This window comes from Peptoniphilus mikwangii, assembly GCF_000468535.1.
GTDB classification, from domain to species: Bacteria; Bacillota; Clostridia; order Tissierellales; family Peptoniphilaceae; genus Anaerosphaera; species Anaerosphaera mikwangii.
Genome location: NZ_AUQY01000005.1, coordinates 258,496 through 277,643 on the forward strand (window position 1 = coordinate 258,496; position 19,148 = coordinate 277,643).

General features: G+C 34.8%; 13 protein-coding genes, 1 tRNA gene and 3 rRNA genes. 1 reads left to right on the forward strand and 16 read right to left on the reverse strand.

From position 1 onward, the window contains the following. Positions 1-60: 60 nt before the first annotated feature. The 16 genes from M915_RS06195 to M915_RS06270 form a co-directional block, all read right to left on the reverse strand. On the reverse strand, positions 61-2,097 hold the full coding sequence (locus M915_RS06195) for a TRAP transporter permease (protein ID WP_009221593.1): 2,037 nt from the start codon (positions 2,095-2,097) through the stop codon (positions 61-63). Further along, on the reverse strand, positions 2,090-2,611 hold the full coding sequence (locus M915_RS06200; RefSeq protein ID WP_009221594.1) for a DUF1850 domain-containing protein: 522 nt from the start codon (positions 2,609-2,611) through the stop codon (positions 2,090-2,092). Before M915_RS06200 ends, M915_RS06195 begins: the two co-directional genes overlap by 8 nt. Before the next feature lie 18 nt (positions 2,612-2,629). Beyond that, positions 2,630-3,640, reverse strand: coding sequence for a TAXI family TRAP transporter solute-binding subunit (locus M915_RS06205; protein ID WP_036730414.1), 1,011 nt, complete (start codon positions 3,638-3,640; stop codon positions 2,630-2,632). A 410-nt stretch (positions 3,641-4,050) separates the two neighbouring features. Next, a complete protein-coding gene (gene murI, locus M915_RS06210) occupies positions 4,051-4,887 on the reverse strand; it encodes a glutamate racemase (protein WP_036730416.1) in 837 nt (278 codons plus the stop codon). Between the two features lie 171 nt (positions 4,888-5,058). Next, a 5S ribosomal RNA gene (rrf, locus tag M915_RS06215) occupies positions 5,059-5,174 on the reverse strand. A gap of 30 nt (positions 5,175-5,204) precedes the next feature. Further along, positions 5,205-8,064, reverse strand: a 23S ribosomal RNA gene (locus tag M915_RS06220). A gap of 134 nt (positions 8,065-8,198) precedes the next feature. After that, positions 8,199-8,275 (reverse strand) — tRNA-Ile (locus tag M915_RS06225). Positions 8,276-8,430: 155 nt separating this feature from the next. Further along, positions 8,431-9,959, reverse strand: a 16S ribosomal RNA gene (locus M915_RS06230). Together the 16S, 23S and 5S rRNA genes with 1 tRNA gene alongside form the textbook arrangement of a ribosomal RNA operon. Before the next feature lie 291 nt (positions 9,960-10,250). Further along, on the reverse strand, positions 10,251-11,318 hold the full coding sequence (gene msrB / locus M915_RS06235; RefSeq protein WP_036730418.1) for a peptide-methionine (R)-S-oxide reductase MsrB: 1,068 nt from the start codon (positions 11,316-11,318) through the stop codon (positions 10,251-10,253). 146 nt (positions 11,319-11,464) lie between these two features. After that, positions 11,465-11,731 carry a hypothetical protein gene (locus M915_RS06240; RefSeq protein ID WP_009221598.1) on the reverse strand — a complete coding sequence of 89 codons (267 nt, stop codon included), beginning with the start codon at positions 11,729-11,731 and terminating at the stop codon, positions 11,465-11,467. 16 nt (positions 11,732-11,747) lie between these two features. Next, the gene (locus M915_RS06245) at positions 11,748-12,950 is read right to left on the reverse strand and encodes a pyridoxal phosphate-dependent aminotransferase (protein ID WP_009221599.1); all 1,203 of its coding nucleotides are present in this window, start codon (positions 12,948-12,950) and stop codon (positions 11,748-11,750) included. Between the two features lie 12 nt (positions 12,951-12,962). Continuing rightward, positions 12,963-13,937, reverse strand: a complete 975-nt coding sequence (locus tag M915_RS06250; protein WP_009221600.1) for an ATP-binding protein — start codon at positions 13,935-13,937, stop codon at positions 12,963-12,965. 5 nt (positions 13,938-13,942) lie between these two features. Continuing rightward, on the reverse strand, positions 13,943-14,947 hold the full coding sequence (locus M915_RS06255) for a DnaD domain-containing protein (RefSeq protein WP_009221601.1): 1,005 nt from the start codon (positions 14,945-14,947) through the stop codon (positions 13,943-13,945). After that, positions 14,932-15,531 carry a GNAT family N-acetyltransferase gene (locus tag M915_RS06260; RefSeq protein WP_009221602.1) on the reverse strand — a complete coding sequence of 200 codons (600 nt, stop codon included), beginning with the start codon at positions 15,529-15,531 and terminating at the stop codon, positions 14,932-14,934. The genes M915_RS06255 and M915_RS06260 overlap by 16 nt, the downstream gene beginning before the upstream one ends. Positions 15,532-15,594: 63 nt before the next feature. Beyond that, complete coding sequence (locus M915_RS06265) at positions 15,595-16,953, reverse strand: MATE family efflux transporter (protein ID WP_036730420.1); 1,359 nt, start codon at positions 16,951-16,953, stop codon at positions 15,595-15,597. Further along, on the reverse strand, positions 16,950-17,570 hold the full coding sequence (locus tag M915_RS06270; RefSeq protein WP_036730422.1) for an NAD(P)H-hydrate epimerase: 621 nt from the start codon (positions 17,568-17,570) through the stop codon (positions 16,950-16,952). The genes M915_RS06265 and M915_RS06270 overlap by 4 nt, the downstream gene beginning before the upstream one ends. A gap of 273 nt (positions 17,571-17,843) precedes the next feature. Between M915_RS06270 and M915_RS06275 the strand changes: the two genes are divergently transcribed. Continuing rightward, on the forward strand, positions 17,844-18,908 hold the full coding sequence (locus M915_RS06275) for a DUF3048 domain-containing protein (RefSeq protein WP_081689757.1): 1,065 nt from the start codon (positions 17,844-17,846) through the stop codon (positions 18,906-18,908). Positions 18,909-19,148: the final 240 nt, after the last annotated feature.

Genomic DNA, 19,148 nt, shown 5'->3' on the forward strand with positions numbered 1-19,148 from the left:
AAGCATTAAAAAAAGTGTGTAAGAATATAAATTCATTACACACTTTTTTGTCATTTAAAATTATGCATTTGCTTTATTATTTTTAAATCTAAGTTTTTGAGTTATAAATATAAATGCCAACACACCAAGTCCGGCTAAGTCAGTTAAAGTTCCCGGAGCAAGAAGTGCTAATGCCGCCACTAATAACAGAATTCTTTGCCATGCCTGAGCTTTACCGAATAAATATCCTTCTATTGATCCCGCAAGACAAACTGTACCTATCAACGATGAAACAATTGTAGGCAATGCACTTGTAACAGGCAGCCAATTTATAGTCTTATCAACTACTGTATCTATCATTATTAAGTGTGAATTCATTGCAAATATATATGGTATTATAAATGCTCCTATAGCAAGTTTAAACGCCTGAACACCGGTCTTCATTGAGTTAGCTCCCGCAATACCTGCTCCTGCATATGCTGCAAGTGCTACCGGAGGAGTTACGTCTGCAACTACTCCAAAATACAATATAAATAAATGAGCTGACATCAGATTTACTCCAAGCTTTGTTATAGCCGGAACTGCCATTGTTGCAAGTACTATATACTTTGCTGTTGTAGGAAGTCCCATTCCTAAAATTATAGAAGAAACCATTGTTAAAACCAATGTAGCTATAAGATTTCCGTTTGCTATTTTAACTATTAATTCTGCAATTCTTAAGCCAAATCCTGTAAGAGTTACAACCCCTACAATCATACCTGCACATGCACACGCACATGCAACTCCAAGTGCTGCTTTTGCACCTGATTCCATTGCTCCAAGTACTGATTTGTAAGTGAAAGAACCGTCTTTCTTAAGAAGAGATACTCCACCCGCAACAACTGTAGCTGTGATTATACCGCCAAGTGCTGAATACATAGGAGTGAATTGTTTAATTAACATAGTAATTATTACAATTAACGGAACTACAAGATATCCTTGCTCTTTAAATATTTTTGAAAGTTTTGGAAGTTGATCTTTTGGAAGTCCCTTTAATCCAAGTTTACAAGCTTCAAGGTGAACCATTGTTCCTACTGCAATATAATATAATATCGCAGGTATTATTGCAGCTTTAACTATTTCAATATATTTAAATCCTGTAAAATCTGCCATGATAAATGCAGCCGCACCCATTACAGGAGGCATTATTTGTCCTCCGGTTGAAGATGTCGCTTCTACAGCTCCTGCATAATATGGCTTATATCCTACTTTTTTCATTAAAGGAATTGTAAATGCACCTGTTGTAACTGTATTTGCAACAGATGAACCTGATATTGATCCCATAAGTCCTGAAGAAAGTACAGATGTCATAGCAGGACCTGATCTTGTAGAACCGGTTAAAGAATAGGCAAAATCTATGAAGAACTTACCAACACCGGTTTTATCAAGGAATGAACCGAATAATATAAACATAAATACAAATGTAGATGAAACACCAAGAGGAGTCCCCATTATACCTTCAGTTGTAAGATACATATGACCTACTATTCTTTGTATACTAAATCCTCTATGCGCAAGCATGCCCGGCATACTTCTTCCAAAATAAGCATATAATAAAAATATTATCGTTACAATCGGAAGTTCCGGCCCAACAACTCTTCTTGTTACTTCAAGAGTAATTAAAACTGCTAATACTCCAAATATCATATCTATTTGAGTCATCTTACCGCCCTTTAGTGCTATGTTTTCTACATTAAAAAATACATAACTCCAAACAACTATAGAAAGTATAATTAATGCCCAGTCTAATATTCCTATCTTCTTTTTATCAGATTTACTTGAACCCGGATAAAGTGCAAAACCTAATGTAAATGCAAAAATCATATGTAAAGATCTTTGCTTCATTGCAAGTAAAGTACCATGTGCAGCTGTGAATAAATGGAATGCACTCATCAAAATTGCTATAATTGCAATTAATGTAGCAACATTTCCACTTAAGACTCTCATAGCAGAAGTTTCTTTATCATAAGTTGCAAGAAGATCATCTACATCTAATTGTTCATCGGCTGTTTCTACATTTAAAGCTTCTTTAACAACTTCATCATCGTTTAGATTTTCATCTATTTTTTTATCAACCATGAGTTAACCTCCATATTAAATATTTGCCAAGAGAAACTTTAGTAACTTCAAACTTAAGAGCTTCTCCAGGACTTGAAAATTTTATAAATTCTTCTTCTTTGCCATCTATATTAAGTCTATGATTTGCAATAGCAGCTCCTGTTCTATAAACAAACTCCTTAAAAGGCTTATTTATATCATATAATCTAAAACCGCCATTATAATATTCAAACTTATATAAATAATCTACAGGTAATCCTGCGCCTTGATCTTTATATCTTTCTTCCATTAAAATAAGTTCATCGTCACCTACTCGATACCATTCAGATGTTTCAGACTTTTGAACTGAATGAGTATATAATATTCCAATGTAAGAATCCTTGTCAATCTTTCTAACAGCACGAATATCTCCGGTGAGTTTTGAACTAATTAATAAAATATCTACTTTTATTATAAAAAACGAAATAAATAAAATTATTGCTAAAAAGTATAATATGGGGGTAGATTTCCTACCCGCCATATTCTTAAATTTCATAATCTTGATCCTCAAAAATTATTTTTGTTCATCATAGTACTTTTGAGCACCTGGGTGAACTTCTATTGACATACCGTCAAGAGCAGTTTCTAAAGATACGTCTTTTCCTCTTGCATGAGATTCGCCAAGTACATCAAGATTTTCAAACATTGCTTTTGTAATATTATAAGCATTTTCTTCTGACATTGATTGATTTACAACTAACATAGCTTGAACTACTACAGAAGGAACTTTATCTCCTTGGTTTCTGTATTCAGTAGCGTCAACTTCTTTGTAAGTGTAGTAAGGATATTTTTCAATAAGTTTATTTGCAACTTCTTCTGCAATTGGTACTAAGTGTACATCATGAGTAGTAGCAAGTTCAGTTACTGATGAAGATGGAATAGCTGCAACTATAAATGTAGCATCTATTTGTCCGTTTTTAATTTGATCTGTAGCTTCAGCAAATGATAAATAATCAACTTTAGCTAAATCATCATAAGAAATTCCGTGTGCTTCAAGAACTTGTCTTGCATTAACTTCAACTCCTGATCCCGGAGCTCCTACAGCAACTTTCTTTCCCTTTAAATCATCAATTGTTTGGATTCCTGAACTATCTGATGCTACGATTTGAACAACTTCAGGATATAAACAAGCAAGTGCTCTCAAATCATCATATTTTTCAGTATCTTCTGCAAATAATTCAATACCATTTACTGCATAGTAAGAAGTATCATTTTGAATGAAAGCTATTTCAGCATCTCCGTTATGGATAAGCTTAATGTTTTCTACAGATGCTCCTGTAGCTTGAGCATTAGCTTGTAATCCAATATTTGCATTGTTGATGATTGTAGCTAAAGCTCCGCCAAGTGGATAATATGTACCACCAGTTCCGCCTGTTGCTATAGATAAAAATGTGTTATCTCCTGAATCTTCTTTTGCTGTATTTTCTCCAGCCTTATTATTTCCACCTTTGTTACCACATGCTGTTAAAACACCCATTAGCATAATTAAACTAAAAATTAATGCTAAAACTCTTCTCTTCTTCATTAATATTGCCTCCTTTAGAATATAACTTACAAGCTTAAGAATGAATTATAATTTATGATTTCGTTTTCATATAGAATAAAAACAAATCCATGAATTATTTCACCTTAATTTGTTAATATTATCATATAATTTATTACTGCTCTTGTCAACTTAAATAATTCTATAAAATCTATGTAAAAATAGTCAAAATCCGCTTAAAAAGCCATTTAATGAACCTATTAATAAATTATTAAGTACCAGTTAACTAAATCATAAAAATATTTTTTATTTTATATCCCTTCATTTTACAAATAATATTTTTATCTATAATCCTTTTTAAAAAAAACATTTTCTGGAATAATAGATATTCCAAATAAAAAAGATTAACAGATAATTTTCCATTAATCTTAGCTTATTAACATATAACATTTTTATTTTTCTAAAGAAATTTCTTCAAAATTAGATTCTTCAATCATTTGCCCAACAATTTCTATAGCTGTTTTCTTAAATTTTTCTATATTAGCTGTTGTATAAAATACAATTTTAGAATCATTTTCACTCTCCAAGCAATTTCCCTTTAATAATCCTTCTTTCTCTAAAATTGCTTTTAAATCTAATGCTGTAGTTCTTGCTGGATCTACTAAATTCACTTTCTTATTACTTTTATTAAGAACTCTTTCTATAGCTTTTCTTGCATGAGGAAAATGAGTACAACCTAAAATTAAGGTATCATAATCGAATTCATTAATTTCATTCAAATATTTTTCTATAATCTTTTCAACATATTCATCATCTATATGTCCGTTTTCAATGGCAACAACAAGATCAGGACAACCAACAGATTTAAGATCAACAAATGGATCTATATCAGAAAAATGTTCGTCATAAACTTTACTATTAACAGTTCCCTGCGTTGCAAGAAGTGCCACATTTTTATTTTCGGTAATTTTATGAACCGCTTCACAAGATGGCGTAACAACACCTATTATCGGAAAATCAAATCTTTTAGATACTGTTTCAAGACCATAACAAGTAGCAGTATTACAAGCTATAATACCGGCTTTTACTCCTTGTTTCTTTAGAAAATCAAAACTTTCTTCAGTAAACTTTTCAATTTCTTCAGGAGTTCTAATTCCATAAGGTATTCTTGCAGTATCTCCAAAATATATAAATTTTTCATCAGTTAATATATTTATAGCTTCCTTTAGAACAGAAAGTCCACCTATACCGCTATCAAAAACTCCTATAGGTCTATCTGAATCCCTCATAACTTCATCCCTTTTTCTTCGAAAATAACTTTCTAACATATATTATATCAAATTTATAAAAGCAATTAAAACATTATTATATATTATTGAATAATTTATCTAAATTAATTTTAAACAAAATAAAAAAGCCTATAAACGATATTTACATATTCATTCATAGACCTTTATTCAAACCGGCAATACCTACTCTCCCGGGCCGTCGCCAGCCAAGTACCATCGGCGTATTGAGCCTTAACTTCTGTGTTCGGTATGGTTACAGGTGTTTCCCTCTTACTTTCGTTACCGGATACCATTTAACTACAAATCTTTCTTCTTTCTTGGTCAAGTCTTCGACCTATTAGTACTCTTTAGCTTAAAACATTGCTGCTCTTACACCTTGAGCCTATCTACCTCGTTTTCTTCAAGGGGTCTTATCTTTTCAGGGGAAATCTCATCTCGAGGGGGGCTTCGTGCTTAGATGCCTTCAGCTCTTATCCCTTCCTAACTTAGCTACTCAGCCGTGCACTTGGCAGTGCAACTGATTCACCAGAGGTTAGTCCATCCCGGTCCTCTCGTACTAAGGACAGCTCCTCTCAAATTTCCTACGCCCACGACGGATAGGGACCGAACTGTCTCACGACGTTCTGAACCCAGCTCGCGTGCCTCTTTAATGGGCGAACAGCCCAACCCTTGGGACCTACTTCAGCCCCAGGATGAGACGAGCCGACATCGAGGTGCCAAACCTCCCCGTCGATGTGGACTCTTGGGGGAGATAAGCCTGTTATCCCCGGGGTAGCTTTTATCCGTTGAGCGATGGCCCTTCCACTCGGTACCACCGGATCACTAAGTCCTAGTTTCCTATCTGCTCGACTTGTTGGTCTCGCAGTTAAGCTCCCTTCTGCCTTTGCACTCTTCGCACGATTTCCGTCCGTGCTGAGGGAACCTTTGAACGCCTCCGTTACTTTTTGGGAGGCGACCGCCCCAGTCAAACTGCCCGACTGACAGTGTCCCTTCCCCTGATTCAAGGGGTTAGGTTAGAATTCTAAGCTTAAAAGAGTGGTATCCCAAGGTTGACTCCACTAATACTGGCGTACTAGCTTCTTTGTCTCCCACCTATCCTGTACATTTAAACTCAAAATCCAATGTCAGCCTACAGTAAAGCTCCACGGGGTCTTTCCGTCCTGTCGTGGGTAAGCGGCATCTTTACCGCTACTACAATTTCACCGGATCCTTTGTTGAGACAGTGCCCAAATCGTTACACCTTTCGTGCGGGTCGGAACTTACCCGACAAGGAATTTCGCTACCTTAGGACCGTTATAGTTACGGCCGCCGTTTACTGGGGCTTCAGTTCTATGCTTCGAATTGCTCCTAACATTTTCCCTTAACCTTCCAGCACCGGGCAGGTGTCAGCTCCTATACTTCGTCTTTCGACTTTGCAGAAACTTATGTTTTTGGTAAACAGTCGCTTGGGCCTTTTTACTGCGGCCCCCTTTTACAGGGGCTCCCCTTCTCGCTAACTTACGGGGTCATTTTGCCGAGTTCCTTAACAAAGGTTCTTCCGCTCGTCTTAGGATTCTCTCCTCTCCTACCTGTGTCGGTTTGCGGTACGGGCGATATGTTACTTGATAGTGGCTTTTCTTGGCAGTGTGGAGTCATATCCTTCTCTACTTGTTTTTCGATCCGCATCACACTTTAGTGTTCTTAGAATAGGGATTTGCCTCTATTCCCACCTTTGTGCTTGCACGCCTCACCAACTGGGCGCTGCTACTATCCTCCTGCGTCCCCACTTACTTTCTTACGCTTCATATCGGTACAGGAATTTCCACCTGTTGTCCATCGACTACGCTTTTCAGCCTCGCCTTAGGTCCCGACTTACCCTGAGTGGACGAGCCTTCCTCAGGAATCCTTAGGTTTTCGACGGGTGAGATTCTCACTCACCTTTCGCTACTCATGCCAGCATTCTCTCTTCTGTAAAATCCACATCGGCTTACGCCTTATGCTTCGTCTCTTACACATTGCTCCTCTACCACTACTTTCGTAGTCCACAGCTTCGGTATATAGTTTAGCCCCGGTTATCTTCGGCGCAGAGTCACTTGACCAGTGAGCTATTACGCACTCTTTGAATGTATGGCTGCTTCTAAGCCAACATCCTGGTTGTCTGAGTAACTCCACATCCTTTCCCACTTAACTATTATTTTGGGACCTTAGCTGGTGGTCTGGGCTGTTTCCCTTTCGACAATGAAGCTCATCCCACATTGTCTGACTCCTTAGTGCTTGATTTGGTATTCGGAGTTTGATACGTATTAGTAATCTTACAGACCCCTCTACGATTCAGTGCTCTACCCCCTCATCATTGATCACTAAAGGCTAGCCCTAAAGCTATTTCGAGGAGAACCAGCTATCTCCGTGTTCGTTTGGCTTTTCACCCCTATCCACAGGTCATCCGATAGCTTTTAAACGCTACCCGGTTCGAGCCTCCATTGAATTTTACTTCAACTTCACTCTGCCCATGGATAGATCACACGGTTTCGGGTCTATGACATCTAACTTTCGCCCTATTAAGACTCGATTTCTCTACGGCTCCGGTACTTTATACTTTAACCTTGCTAGATATCATAACTCGCTGGCCCGTTCTACAAAAAGTACACGATCCTGGCTTTTGCCAGTTTCGCTGCTTGTAAACATTAGGTTTCAGTTTCTATTTCACTCCCCTCCCGGGGTTCTTTTCACCTTTCCCTCACGGTACTTGTTCGCTATCGGTCACCAAGTAGTATTTAGCCTTGGGGGGTGGTCCCCCCATTTTCCCACAAGGTTTCTCGTGTCTCGTGGTACTCTTTTGTGCCGGTATTTCTTCGCCTTCGTTTACAGGACTGTTACCTTCTTTGGTTCATCTTCCCAAATGATTCTACTGGCTATTTATACTTTATGCACGGTTGGGCTCTATCCTGTTCGCTCGCCGCTACTTGGGATATCGAGTTTTCTTTCTTTTCCTCGGGTTACTTAGATGTTTCAGTTCACCCGGTTCGCTTCTTTAAGTTATTTATTCGCTTAAAGATACCTTTTTAAGGTGGGTTTCCCCATTCGGATATCTGTGGGTCGATGGATATTTGCTCCTTACCACAGCTTTTCGCAGCTTGTCACGTCCTTCTTCGCCTCTTGGTGCCTAGGCATTCACCTAATGCTCTTTTTTACTTGACCTTTGTTATATTTATTTCTAAATTTAACTTCTTTTCCAGTGTTCTTGTCTTTTCTTTATTTCTTCTGAAATTTAAGTTTTGACTTTCTTCTAGATTTGTAGTTTTCATGGTTCTTTTAATGATTTTCATCATTACTGGTGGACCTGGGAGGACTCGAACCTCCGACCTCACGCTTATCAGGCGTGCGCTCTAACCACCTGAGCTACAAGTCCATAAATTAATTCAAAACTATATAGTTTTGAATTGGATTTTTTTATATATAATTAATAGTGTAAGAGCTTAGAACCAAGCTCTCTTTGGTTTGTTGTGTGTCCTTCACTTTTGATTACTGCCTTTCCTTTTACAGTCCAACAGTTAATCTCCTTAGAAAGGAGGTGATCCAGCCGCACCTTCCGATACGGCTACCTTGTTACGACTTCACCCCAGTCATTAACCCTACCTTCGACTGCTGCTCCCCTAAGGTTAGCTCACAGGCTTCGGGTATTGCCAACTCCCATGGTGTGACGGGCGGTGTGTACAAGACCCGGGAACGCATTCACCGCAGCATTCTGATCTGCGATTACTAGCAACTCCGACTTCATGTTCTCGAGTTGCAGAGAACAATCCGAACTGAGATCGGCTTTTTGAGATTTGCTTACTTTCACAAGTTTGCTACCCTTTGTTCCGACCATTGTAGCACGTGTGTAGCCCAGGGCATATAGGGCATGATGATTTGACGTCATCCCCACCTTCCTCCGATTTATCATCGGCAGTCCCTTTAGAGTTCCCATCTTTACATGCTGGYAACTAAAGGTAAGGGTTGCGCTCGTTGCGGGACTTAACCCAACATCTCACGACACGAGCTGACGACAACCATGCACCACCTGTATAGCGGTTTCCGAAGAAAAGTATTTATCTCTAAATATGTCCACTATATGTCAAGCCCTGGTAAGGTTCTTCGCGTTGCTTCGAATTAAACCACATGCTCCGCTGCTTGTGCGGGTCCCCGTCAATTCCTTTGAGTTTCATACTTGCGTACGTACTCCCCAGGCGGAGTGCTTATTGTGTTTACTGCGGCACCGAGATTACTCCCGACACCTAGCACTCATCGTTTACAGCGTGGACTACCAGGGTATCTAATCCTGTTTGCTCCCCACGCTTTCGTTCCTCAGCGTCAGTTTGTGTCCAGTAAGTCGCCTTCGCCACCGGTATTCCTCCTAATATCTACGCATTTCACCGCTACACTAGGAATTCCACTTACCTCTCCACATCTCAAGAAAAACAGTTTCAAATGCTTACGAGGGTTAAGCCCTCGCCTTTCACACCTGACTTGCTTTTCCGCCTGCGAACCCTTTACGCCCAGTGATTCCGGACAACGCTAGCCCCCTACGTATTACCGCGGCTGCTGGCACGTAGTTAGCCGGGGCTTCCTCCTATGGTACCGTCATTATCTTCCCATAGGACAGAGCTTTACGATTCGAAAACCTTCTTCGCTCACGCGGCGTCGCTGCATCAGGGTTCCCCCCATTGTGCAATATTCCCCACTGCTGCCTCCCGTAGGAGTTTGGACCGTCTCTCAGTTCCAATGTGGCCGTTCACCCTCTCAGGCCGGCTACTGATCGCTATCTTGGTGAGCCGTTACCTCACCAACTAATTAATCAGACGCGAGTCCATCTTTGACCGCTAAACGCTTTGATTTCCATGTCATGCGACTTGGAAATGTTATTGGGTATTAATCACGGTTTCCCGAGGCTATCCCCATGTCAAAGGCAGGTTACTCACGTGTTACTCACCCGTCCGCCGCTAATCCAAGGTTTCTTTGTCCCGAAGAACTCCAAATCCTTTTCATCGCTCGACTTGCATGTGTTAGGCGCGCCGCCAGCGTTCGTCCTGAGCCAGGATCAAACTCTCAATTGAAATTTGTATCCTTAGCTTTCAGTTTCTTTCACTGACTTTTTCCGCTAAGCTTTTTTGCTTTGCTTGTGTTTCTTTCTCTTACACTATTTAATTATCAAGGTTTGCTATTCATTTGAACAGCTTATTCATTATATAATTTCATTTTAAAGATGTCAAGATGTTTTTTTTATTTTTCTTTATTTCTTTTATGAAATTTTCTGTTCAAGCGATAGCTTTTTTATTCTATTAGTTTTATTCTTTTTTGTCAATAGTTTTTTTATATCTTTTCTAATATTTTTTAATTATTTCAATTTATTCACAAAATACTTTGTATTCTCCATATCCTTTTTCGTCCATTTCTTCATATGGAACAAATTCAAGTGAAGCTCCATTTATGCAATATCTCAATCCGCCACTTTCTTTAGGACCGTCATCAAATACATGCCCTAAATGTGAATTTGAGTTTTTACTTCTAACCTCTGTCCTTATCATTCCATGACTTGTATCTTTGTTTTCTTTTAATTTATCTGTAACAATCGGCTTTGAAAAGCTTGGCCATCCGCACCCTGCATCAAATTTGTCCTTAGATGCAAATAGTGGTTCTTTTGATACTTTATCCACATATATTCCTTTTCTGTATTCATCGTTAAGCTTACTTGTATGTGGTCTTTCTGTTCCCGCATTTACTATTACATCATAATCTTCTTCGCTTAATTTAGTCTTTAATTCTTCCTTTGACGGTATTGGATAGTCTTCATCCATTAACGGCTCCGATGCCATTTTTAGATTTATGTGACAATATCCTGAAGGGTTATTCTTCAAATAATCTTGATGATAATCTTCGGCTAGTACAAAATTTTTAAGCTCTTGCACTTCTACTGCAAGCTCACCTTGTTTTTCTTCTTCATACTTCATTATTTTATCAATTATCTTTTTATCATTTTCATCTGTATAATATATTCCTGTTCTGTATTGTCTTCCAATATCATTTCCCTGTTTGTTTATAGATTTAGGATCAATTATTCTAAAATAGTGTAATAAAATTTCTTCTAAAGAGATTTTGGATATATCATAATCAATTTTTACTGTTTCTGCATGATCTGAATTTTTTAGATTGTTATATGTTGTGGAATTACTGTTTCCATTTGCATATCCTGTATCGGTAGAATTAATTCCATTTATTTTTTGAAAATATCCTTCCACTCCCCAAAAACATCCTCCGGCGAGATATATTGTCTTTTCATTTTCCTTGTTTACCATTTTTACGTCCCCTCCTAATTCTCTCTCAAAGTCGTTATCATTAATTTTATTTTTTTCCAATGTAGTTATTATTACTACTGATAACAGCATGATTCCTGCCAAAATTAGATTTTTTTTCATATTATCATCTCCATTTATTTTTATATACCAAATTTTTTAAAATTATAACTTACTTTTTTAAATCTTTGATTTTTATTTGATTTTTATCGATAATTTTCTTCTATATTTTATTTTCATAAAAAATAACCGGTCAATATGACCGGTTATTATATAATGCCTCTGATTTTAAAAAGTATAAAAAGAACAATTAAAAGTAAATATAACTTTATTAAATTTCCCGCAGTTTTTTTATTATCCAATCTTGCATATAATACACTAACTACTGCTACCACAGCAATTACAAAGTATTCTATATTTCTAACAAGCATTTTATATTCTCCAAGCTTAATTATTGATTCATTATATATCAGCTGTAACAGAGATACTAAAACTACAAGCATTATAAAAATTTTTTGTAATTGTTCCTTTTTCATCGACTTCTCCTAACTGTTACAAATTTTTTAATTTTTTGTATTTTTCAAGCCCTAATCCAAGAATTTTTATTGCTTTTTTAAGGTCTTCTACATTTAATACAAATGCAAGTCTTGCTTGATTTCTTCCAACTTCTGAATTGTGATAAAATCCAAAACCCGGTGCTATCATAACTGTTTCTCCGTCTACATCAAAATCTGTCAACATCCATTTTGCAAAATCCTCTGCATCCTCAATAGGAAGTTGCGGCATAATGTAAAATGCTCCTTCAGGTTTATAAATTTTTACACCATCTATTTTGCTAAGCTCATTGTAAATACAATCTCTTCTTCTTTGATATTCTTCATTTACTTCCTTAAAATATTCTTCACTTACATCATAGAGCTGAGTTGCGCCTATTTGTTCAACTGTTGCAACTGCAAGTCTTGCTGTAGCAAGCTTTACAAAAGAAGCCATAAGTTCTTTATTTTTACAAGCTATTGAACCTATTCTTGCACCACAAGCTCCAAATCTTTTAGATATTGAATCTAAAAGTATCAATCTGTCTTCTATTCCTTCTATTTCTGCAAATGATTTAAATTTTGCTCCGTCAAATACAAATTCTCTATATACTTCATCTGCAATTATATATAAATCTTCTTCAACTGCAACTCTAACCAATCTTCTAATTTCATCTTCCGTATAAACCGCTCCTGTAGGATTTGACGGATTTGAAATTAATATTGCCGCCGTTTGTTCTGTAACAGAAGCCTTTATAGTTTCGTAGTCCGGAAGTCTATATCCGTCTTCTACTGTTGTATCAAATGTTTGTGGCTTTATCCCGCACTCTCTGAAAATTGTATAATAATTTGAATAGAACGGATTACAAGTTAAAATTCTCTCTCCTATTTCTGAAACTGCAATTATAGCAAATAATAATGCCTCACTTGCACCTGCTGTTATAATTATCTCCTTGTCAGAATCAAAATCTATTCCCTTATTTTTATAGTATTTAGCAGTTTGCTCCCTAAGTTCTTTAACACCTATAGAAGGTGCATAACTCAAAGTTTTCATATCTAAATTTTTAATTGCATAAAAAAATTCTTCCGGAGTTTTCGTATCCGGAGCTCCTATATTTAAATGATATACTTTTTTACCCTTAGCCTTAGCTTCATCAGCATACGGTGTTAATTTTCTTATTGCAGAATAGGGTATTTCCTGCACTCTTTGTGAAATATTCATATTCTTCATCCCTTATAAATTAATTTTTAATCTTAAATCTTCGCCAAAAAATTTTAAAGGCTTAAATTTATAAAATACTCTTGAAAAAACCCTATCTGTATATGTGTTTGAAAGTTCTTTCAAAGACAAATTTGTAGAAATTAATGTTTTCTTCCCGCTTATCATTCTGGCATTGACTATATTAAAAATTTCAGATGCCGAAAATGAGTTTACCATTTCAATTCCCAAATCATCAATTATTAACAGTTCACTATCAAACAACATATCATATTTCATAGAATTTAATTCATTTCTTCTAAACTTTCTATCTTCTATTACATCTAACATATTAAAAGCAGTTTGATAAATTACATTTACATTTCTATCTAAAAGATACTTAGCTATGCAATTTAACATAAAGGTCTTTCCCTGACCTGTTGCTCCGTAAAAAAGCATATTGTAATCATTTTTTTCTTTGAATGTTTTTAAAAATTCCATTGAACATTTATAAATCATCCTCATATTTTCTCTTGGAGAAATTCCCTCTTCCTCATATATCTCATCCGAAAAAATATTTAAGTCAAATGTATCAAAATTTTCTTTTCTGAGCATATAGGAAATATTGCTTATATTATATAAATCATTACTTAGCCTTGCTTTTAGACAGTTACATCTGATCCCGCCCTGAAGATATCCTGTATCTTTACACTCCTCACAGCTATAATGTAAATCTAAATAATCTGCCTCGTATCCATTTTTTAATAAAAATCTTTCCTTTTCGCCCCGAAGGGCATATATATCCTCATTAATTTTTTCAAGTTCATCAACCGAAGGATTTTTTATTTGCCTTTTAGTCGCCTCAATGCTCAAATTTACAATACACTCATCAATTTTTTTAATTTCGGGGATTTTTAAATAAACTTCTTCTTTGCGAAGATTAAGAGCTTTTTGATTCTCATCCCTTTTAATTTCATACTCTCTTTCAATTTTTCTAAAAATTTCCCTCATAAATATCACCTTAGACTTTTATAATAAGCCTGTCTTTTTTTCCTTGCAAGTTCTTCCAAATCATCTTCTGATAATTTATCGGTAAGCTGTTTGAAATTATGAAACTTAGTTTTTTTAACTTTAGTTTCTCTTTTATCCAAACTCTTAATTTGATCCGGACTTGTTATTCCTTTTTCTACCCAATTCAATAAAATTCTGTTTACATATCCTAAATTCGGATTATTTGTATTTATGCACTTTTCACATGCAGCCATTACAAGCTCCATACTTATATTATACTTCTCAAACCAACTGTTTACCGTCTCAAAATCTACAGCATTATAAGATTTATTTGACAACCCTATTTTATCTTTTATTTTTATAAGCCTATAATATCTCTCATCATGTTCTCTATAGCTATTTTCTATATCTTCAACTGTTCTAATGTTATTCTTAGACCAATTTCTCACAATTGCTTCAACATATTGAATACTATCTTTCTTTTTTACTTCCGTAGCATACCAAAATGCTTCTTCAATAATTTCAACAGGCATATTATATACATCTCTCCACGATGCAATATCTTGCTTTTGTGCTATTGAAAGTCTGCCTCTCATAAAATAGTCCGCACTTGAAAGTAAACCCGCTATTTTTTTATCATCTAATATTGAATTTTGATCTACTTTTTCTTCAGCATTAGAAACTGTATATATATTTTCAACATACAATTCCTTTAAACTCAAAAAAACTATATCAAAACTTCCATCTTCTTGCAGTTCTTTCTTTATTATTCCAACCTTCTCCCAGTAATCCCATGCTCTTAAAACATCAGATTCTATCAATCCTAGGATGTCTGCAACTGTATGAAAGTCAAAATTTTTAAGTCCTCCGGACTCTCTTGCAAGTTTATAACCTATCAGATAAACCTTTACAAAATTTCCGTCCGCTGCAGGCATATAATCATTTATAAAAATATTTTCAACAGGAGTATCTCCCATATCCATACTTAATTTTTTTAATTTGAAATACATTTTACCACCTCATTGAAAGTATTTCTATCTAAAATCATCTTATCTGCATAAAAAAATAATTTCCCGAAAAAACTCAAAAAATATTTTTTAAACTTTGTATATTCCACATCACTAAAATCTATATCTCCATTTGGATAAAAATAAATTGTTGAAGAATATTTTCTAAATCCCATTTTTTTATATAATCTCTTTGCTCTGTCATTGTACCCCGCAACAGATAAATATATCTTCGAAAAATTCATCTCATTAAAATAGTAACTTAACATTCTCAAAAGTATTTCCGTTCCATATCCACATGATACCTTATCCGGATTTAATACAATTCCAAGGACTGCCGTCTTAAAAAATTTATTTATTCTCTTAAAACTCAAATATCCTATAGGTTCTCCTTCTTCAAATATTGTAAAATATAAAACTCTTCGTCCGTGAGTTTTCCACGAAAACCAATCTTCTATATCTTTTTTAGAGTCCTCATAGAAATTATAATCATCATATAGAGAAATACTATGCTTTCCCCAATTTTTAAATTTATATACATCTTCAAGCTTCATTTTATCAAAATATAGTTTATCGCTATAAATCATAATATATCCGCCTTTTTATAATACTATACTCTATTTTATTATAATGCAATGCTTTTTAATACTTTATTTATTAAACCTTTCCTGCGGATTCCACTTTCCAAAAAAATAATATAATCCATTTAAAATACATGTAACTATCCACGAGATAGGATAAGATAGATAAATTATTTCTATATTATTCCAAGTTCCAAGAGCAACATATATCCAAACCATTCTAAGCCCGCACATTGAAACTATTGAAATTGCCATCGGAACTATTGCTTTCCCCGCTCCTCTTACAAAACCGCCGAATACTTCACTTATTCCAAATATAAAACATGTACTTGCAATATAATACAGACATTCTGAACCATAGTTTATAACTTCAGGATCACTGTTAAATACAGAAATTAAAATTTTTGCAAAAATTATGCTTATTGCAGATAAAAATAATGCAGTTCCGACCATGAGCAACATTGCAGTTTTTATTCCTTTTTTTATTCTGTCAAATCTGCCAGCTCCAAAATTTTGTCCTGCAAATGTTGTTGCGGATAAAGACACAGCTTGAAGTGCCATAAATATGAATCCGTCTATTCTACTTTCTGCAGAAATTCCGGCTATTGCATTTGCTCCAAATGTATTAATCTTTGATTGTATCAAAACATTTGAAAGGGAAATTACACTTGATTGCACACCTATCGGAATTCCTATTTTTAAAATTTTTCCAATAGTATCTCTATAAAATTTGACATATTTAGGATTTAATTTAAAAATTCTATCAGAAACCATAAGGTTATAAGTAACCAAAATCGCAGATACAACTTGAGAAATAAAAGTTGCCCAACCCGCTCCGACTACTGATAACTTAAAATAAACTACAAATACTACATCTAAAATTATATTTACTATCGCACTTATGCATAAAAAATTAAAAGGTCTTCTTGAATCTCCGGTAGATCTTAAAATTCCCGCTCCCATATTGTAAATTAACAGGGGTGTAACTCCAAGGAAAAAAATTCTCATATATCTTATTGAGTCATCCATAATTTCACGTGGCGTATTCAAATTTGAAAGAATAATAGAAGATAAAAAATATCCCGACACAGATAAAACTATTCCTCCCACTATAGCTACTGCATAAGAAGTATGAATACAGCTGTGAAGTTTCTTCCTATTTCCCATTCCATAAAATTGAGATACTATAACAGATGCCCCTGTAGTAAGTCCTAAGAATAATCCTATTAATAAATTTGCAACAGGACCTGTTGCACCTACAGATGCCATAGGTCCTTTACCTGCAAAATTTCCAACTATCATGAGATCTGCTGTATTGTAAAGTTGTTGCAAAAAATTTGAAAGTAAAAGCGGTATCGCAAAATAAATTATCCCCGATGCTATTGAACCTTCGGTAAAATTCACATTCCCATCTATTTTTAATTTCATATCGCAGGTATTCCTATATATACAGTTGAAATTTTTCCGCAAATTTCATTATTGACCATACCATCTTTTACATCATGTATAGTTATCGTTTCATTTGCCATAACCACACTGCCTAAAATATTCCCCGTATCAGCATCAAGTCCTGACGGTATATCTATTGAACAAGTGTAATTGGAATGGGCGTTGATATTATCTATAACCTTCTCATAAATCCCGTCTACATTTCTTGTAAGACCCGTTCCGAAAATAGCATCTACGCAAACTTCATTTACTTCAAGTGAATTAACCAACAAATCCAAATCATTTTCATTTTCTATAAAAAATATATTTTCAGTAAGATTTTTAAGCATTTCCAAATTTTTAATTAAATCATCACTTTTCGGATCTTTCACTATAAATACATCAACATCTTTTTTATTAATTAGAAGATGTCTTGCCAAAGCAACTCCATCGCCGCCATTATTTCCGCCTCCGCATACAATAGTATATGAGTCGTAAATATTTATTTGATGAAAAATAGCAACTGCCGCATTTTCCATCAACAATAACGACGGTATTTTATACTTGGAAGTAGCCTCCTTATCAAGTTTAATCATTTCATTTCTTGAAATACTCATAACAACACCTCACTTTTTTTAATTATATCACATTTGAATGTTAATTCTTGCTTATTCTCAACAAAAAGTTAATCTTTTTACAAGTATTGATTTTTATCTATGTACTCATTAAACTATTATTAAGGAGGTAAAATAACTCAATGAATTTGCAACAGCAATGACATTATATTTAAAAAAGTTTTAAATTAATTTATCATAAAGATAGATTAATTTTTCCGGAATTAAAAATATTAATTACCGAAATTAAAAATAATTTTAATATGGAGAATGATTATGAATAAAACTAAATTAATTACAACACTACTATTATCCTTTACACTTTGTGCCTGCTCTTCAAACGGTGCAAGCGAAAGTTCGAATAAAGTAAACGAACCTGTAAAAGAAGAAATTCACTACTATGCACCTCTTAGCGGAATAGAAACTGAAAAAAACATTTCAAAAGAACCGGTATTTGCAGTTATGATTGATAACCATCCTGATGCAACTCCTCAATCAGGTCTTAACGATGCTGAAATAATCTATGAATTTAAAGCTGAAGGTGAATATACAAGATTTATGGCACTATTTATGAAAAACCATGTTGATGTACTTGGTCCGGTTCGCTCTGCAAGACCATACTTTGTAGATACCGCAAAAGAATATGATGCAATTTATGCTCACTGGGGCGGTTCAGATGCAGGCTACATGGAAATTGAAACTGTCGGCTTAAAAGACTTGGATGGAATTTACTTGGAGGGCTCAACCTACTACAGAAATAAAGAAGTAAAAAAGAAACGTCCTCATGACGGTTATACAAGCTATGATTTATTATATTCGGCAGCAAAAGATTTTAATTACTTAGAAGACCTTAAAGAAGTAAAAGGCTTTAAGTTCGACACATCAGAAAATTTAGATACTCTTAATCTACAAATGGGTGATTCTCCTGCTACAAAACTTTCATTGGATTTCTTCAAGCACTATAATATGACTTTTGAGTATAATGAAGAAACTAAAACATATCTACCTATAAGAAATGGAAAAAATGTAATTGATGAAAGAGACGGATCAAATGTATCTGCAAAAAATATAATACTTGAATTTGCAAAATCAAGTATTACAGGACCAAAAGACACTCTCACAATAGAACATATAGGAAGTGGAAACGGAAAACTGTTTACCCAAGGTAAAGTAATAGATATAACTTGGGAAAAACCAAGTAAAAAAGAAAAAACAATATTTAAAACAACAAACGGAGAAGAAATAATATTAGCTCCCGGACTTACATTTATAGAAGTTCTTGATCCGACTGACAATGTTTTGATAGAACCTGTTATTCAAACTCAAGAAAGTGCATCATAATAAGAAAAAAGTATAATTATAAAACACCCGAGGAATATAACAATATAATCTTTAGGTGTTTTCAATTTGACTTTTTCTATAACTTTTCAGTACCATAAAATATATTTAATTTTTAAATAAAAAGATGAGATTGATTTTAATCTCATCTTTTTACTTTATACATATTTCAACTCTGTAAAAATTAGTATATCTTTTATTATAGTCTTTACTGTTTTCTATATTGCTCCTTTGACAATTTGA

Coding starts and splice junctions, on each gene's coding strand:
- M915_RS06195 (WP_009221593.1), bottom strand. CDS start 2,097: ATGGTTGATAAAAAAATAGATGAAAATCTAAACGATGATGAAGTTGTT.
- M915_RS06200 (WP_009221594.1), bottom strand. CDS start 2,611: ATGAAATTTAAGAATATGGCGGGTAGGAAATCTACCCCCATATTATAC.
- M915_RS06205 (WP_036730414.1), bottom strand. CDS start 3,640: ATGAAGAAGAGAAGAGTTTTAGCATTAATTTTTAGTTTAATTATGCTA.
- murI (WP_036730416.1), bottom strand. CDS start 4,887: ATGAGGGATTCAGATAGACCTATAGGAGTTTTTGATAGCGGTATAGGT.
- msrB (WP_036730418.1), bottom strand. CDS start 11,318: ATGAAAAAAAATCTAATTTTGGCAGGAATCATGCTGTTATCAGTAGTA.
- M915_RS06240 (WP_009221598.1), bottom strand. CDS start 11,731: ATGAAAAAGGAACAATTACAAAAAATTTTTATAATGCTTGTAGTTTTA.
- M915_RS06245 (WP_009221599.1), bottom strand. CDS start 12,950: ATGAATATTTCACAAAGAGTGCAGGAAATACCCTATTCTGCAATAAGA.
- M915_RS06250 (WP_009221600.1), bottom strand. CDS start 13,937: ATGAGGGAAATTTTTAGAAAAATTGAAAGAGAGTATGAAATTAAAAGG.
- M915_RS06255 (WP_009221601.1), bottom strand. CDS start 14,947: ATGTATTTCAAATTAAAAAAATTAAGTATGGATATGGGAGATACTCCT.
- M915_RS06260 (WP_009221602.1), bottom strand. CDS start 15,531: ATGATTTATAGCGATAAACTATATTTTGATAAAATGAAGCTTGAAGAT.
- M915_RS06265 (WP_036730420.1), bottom strand. CDS start 16,953: ATGAAATTAAAAATAGATGGGAATGTGAATTTTACCGAAGGTTCAATA.
- M915_RS06270 (WP_036730422.1), bottom strand. CDS start 17,570: ATGAGTATTTCAAGAAATGAAATGATTAAACTTGATAAGGAGGCTACT.
- M915_RS06275 (WP_081689757.1), top strand. CDS start 17,844: ATGAATAAAACTAAATTAATTACAACACTACTATTATCCTTTACACTT.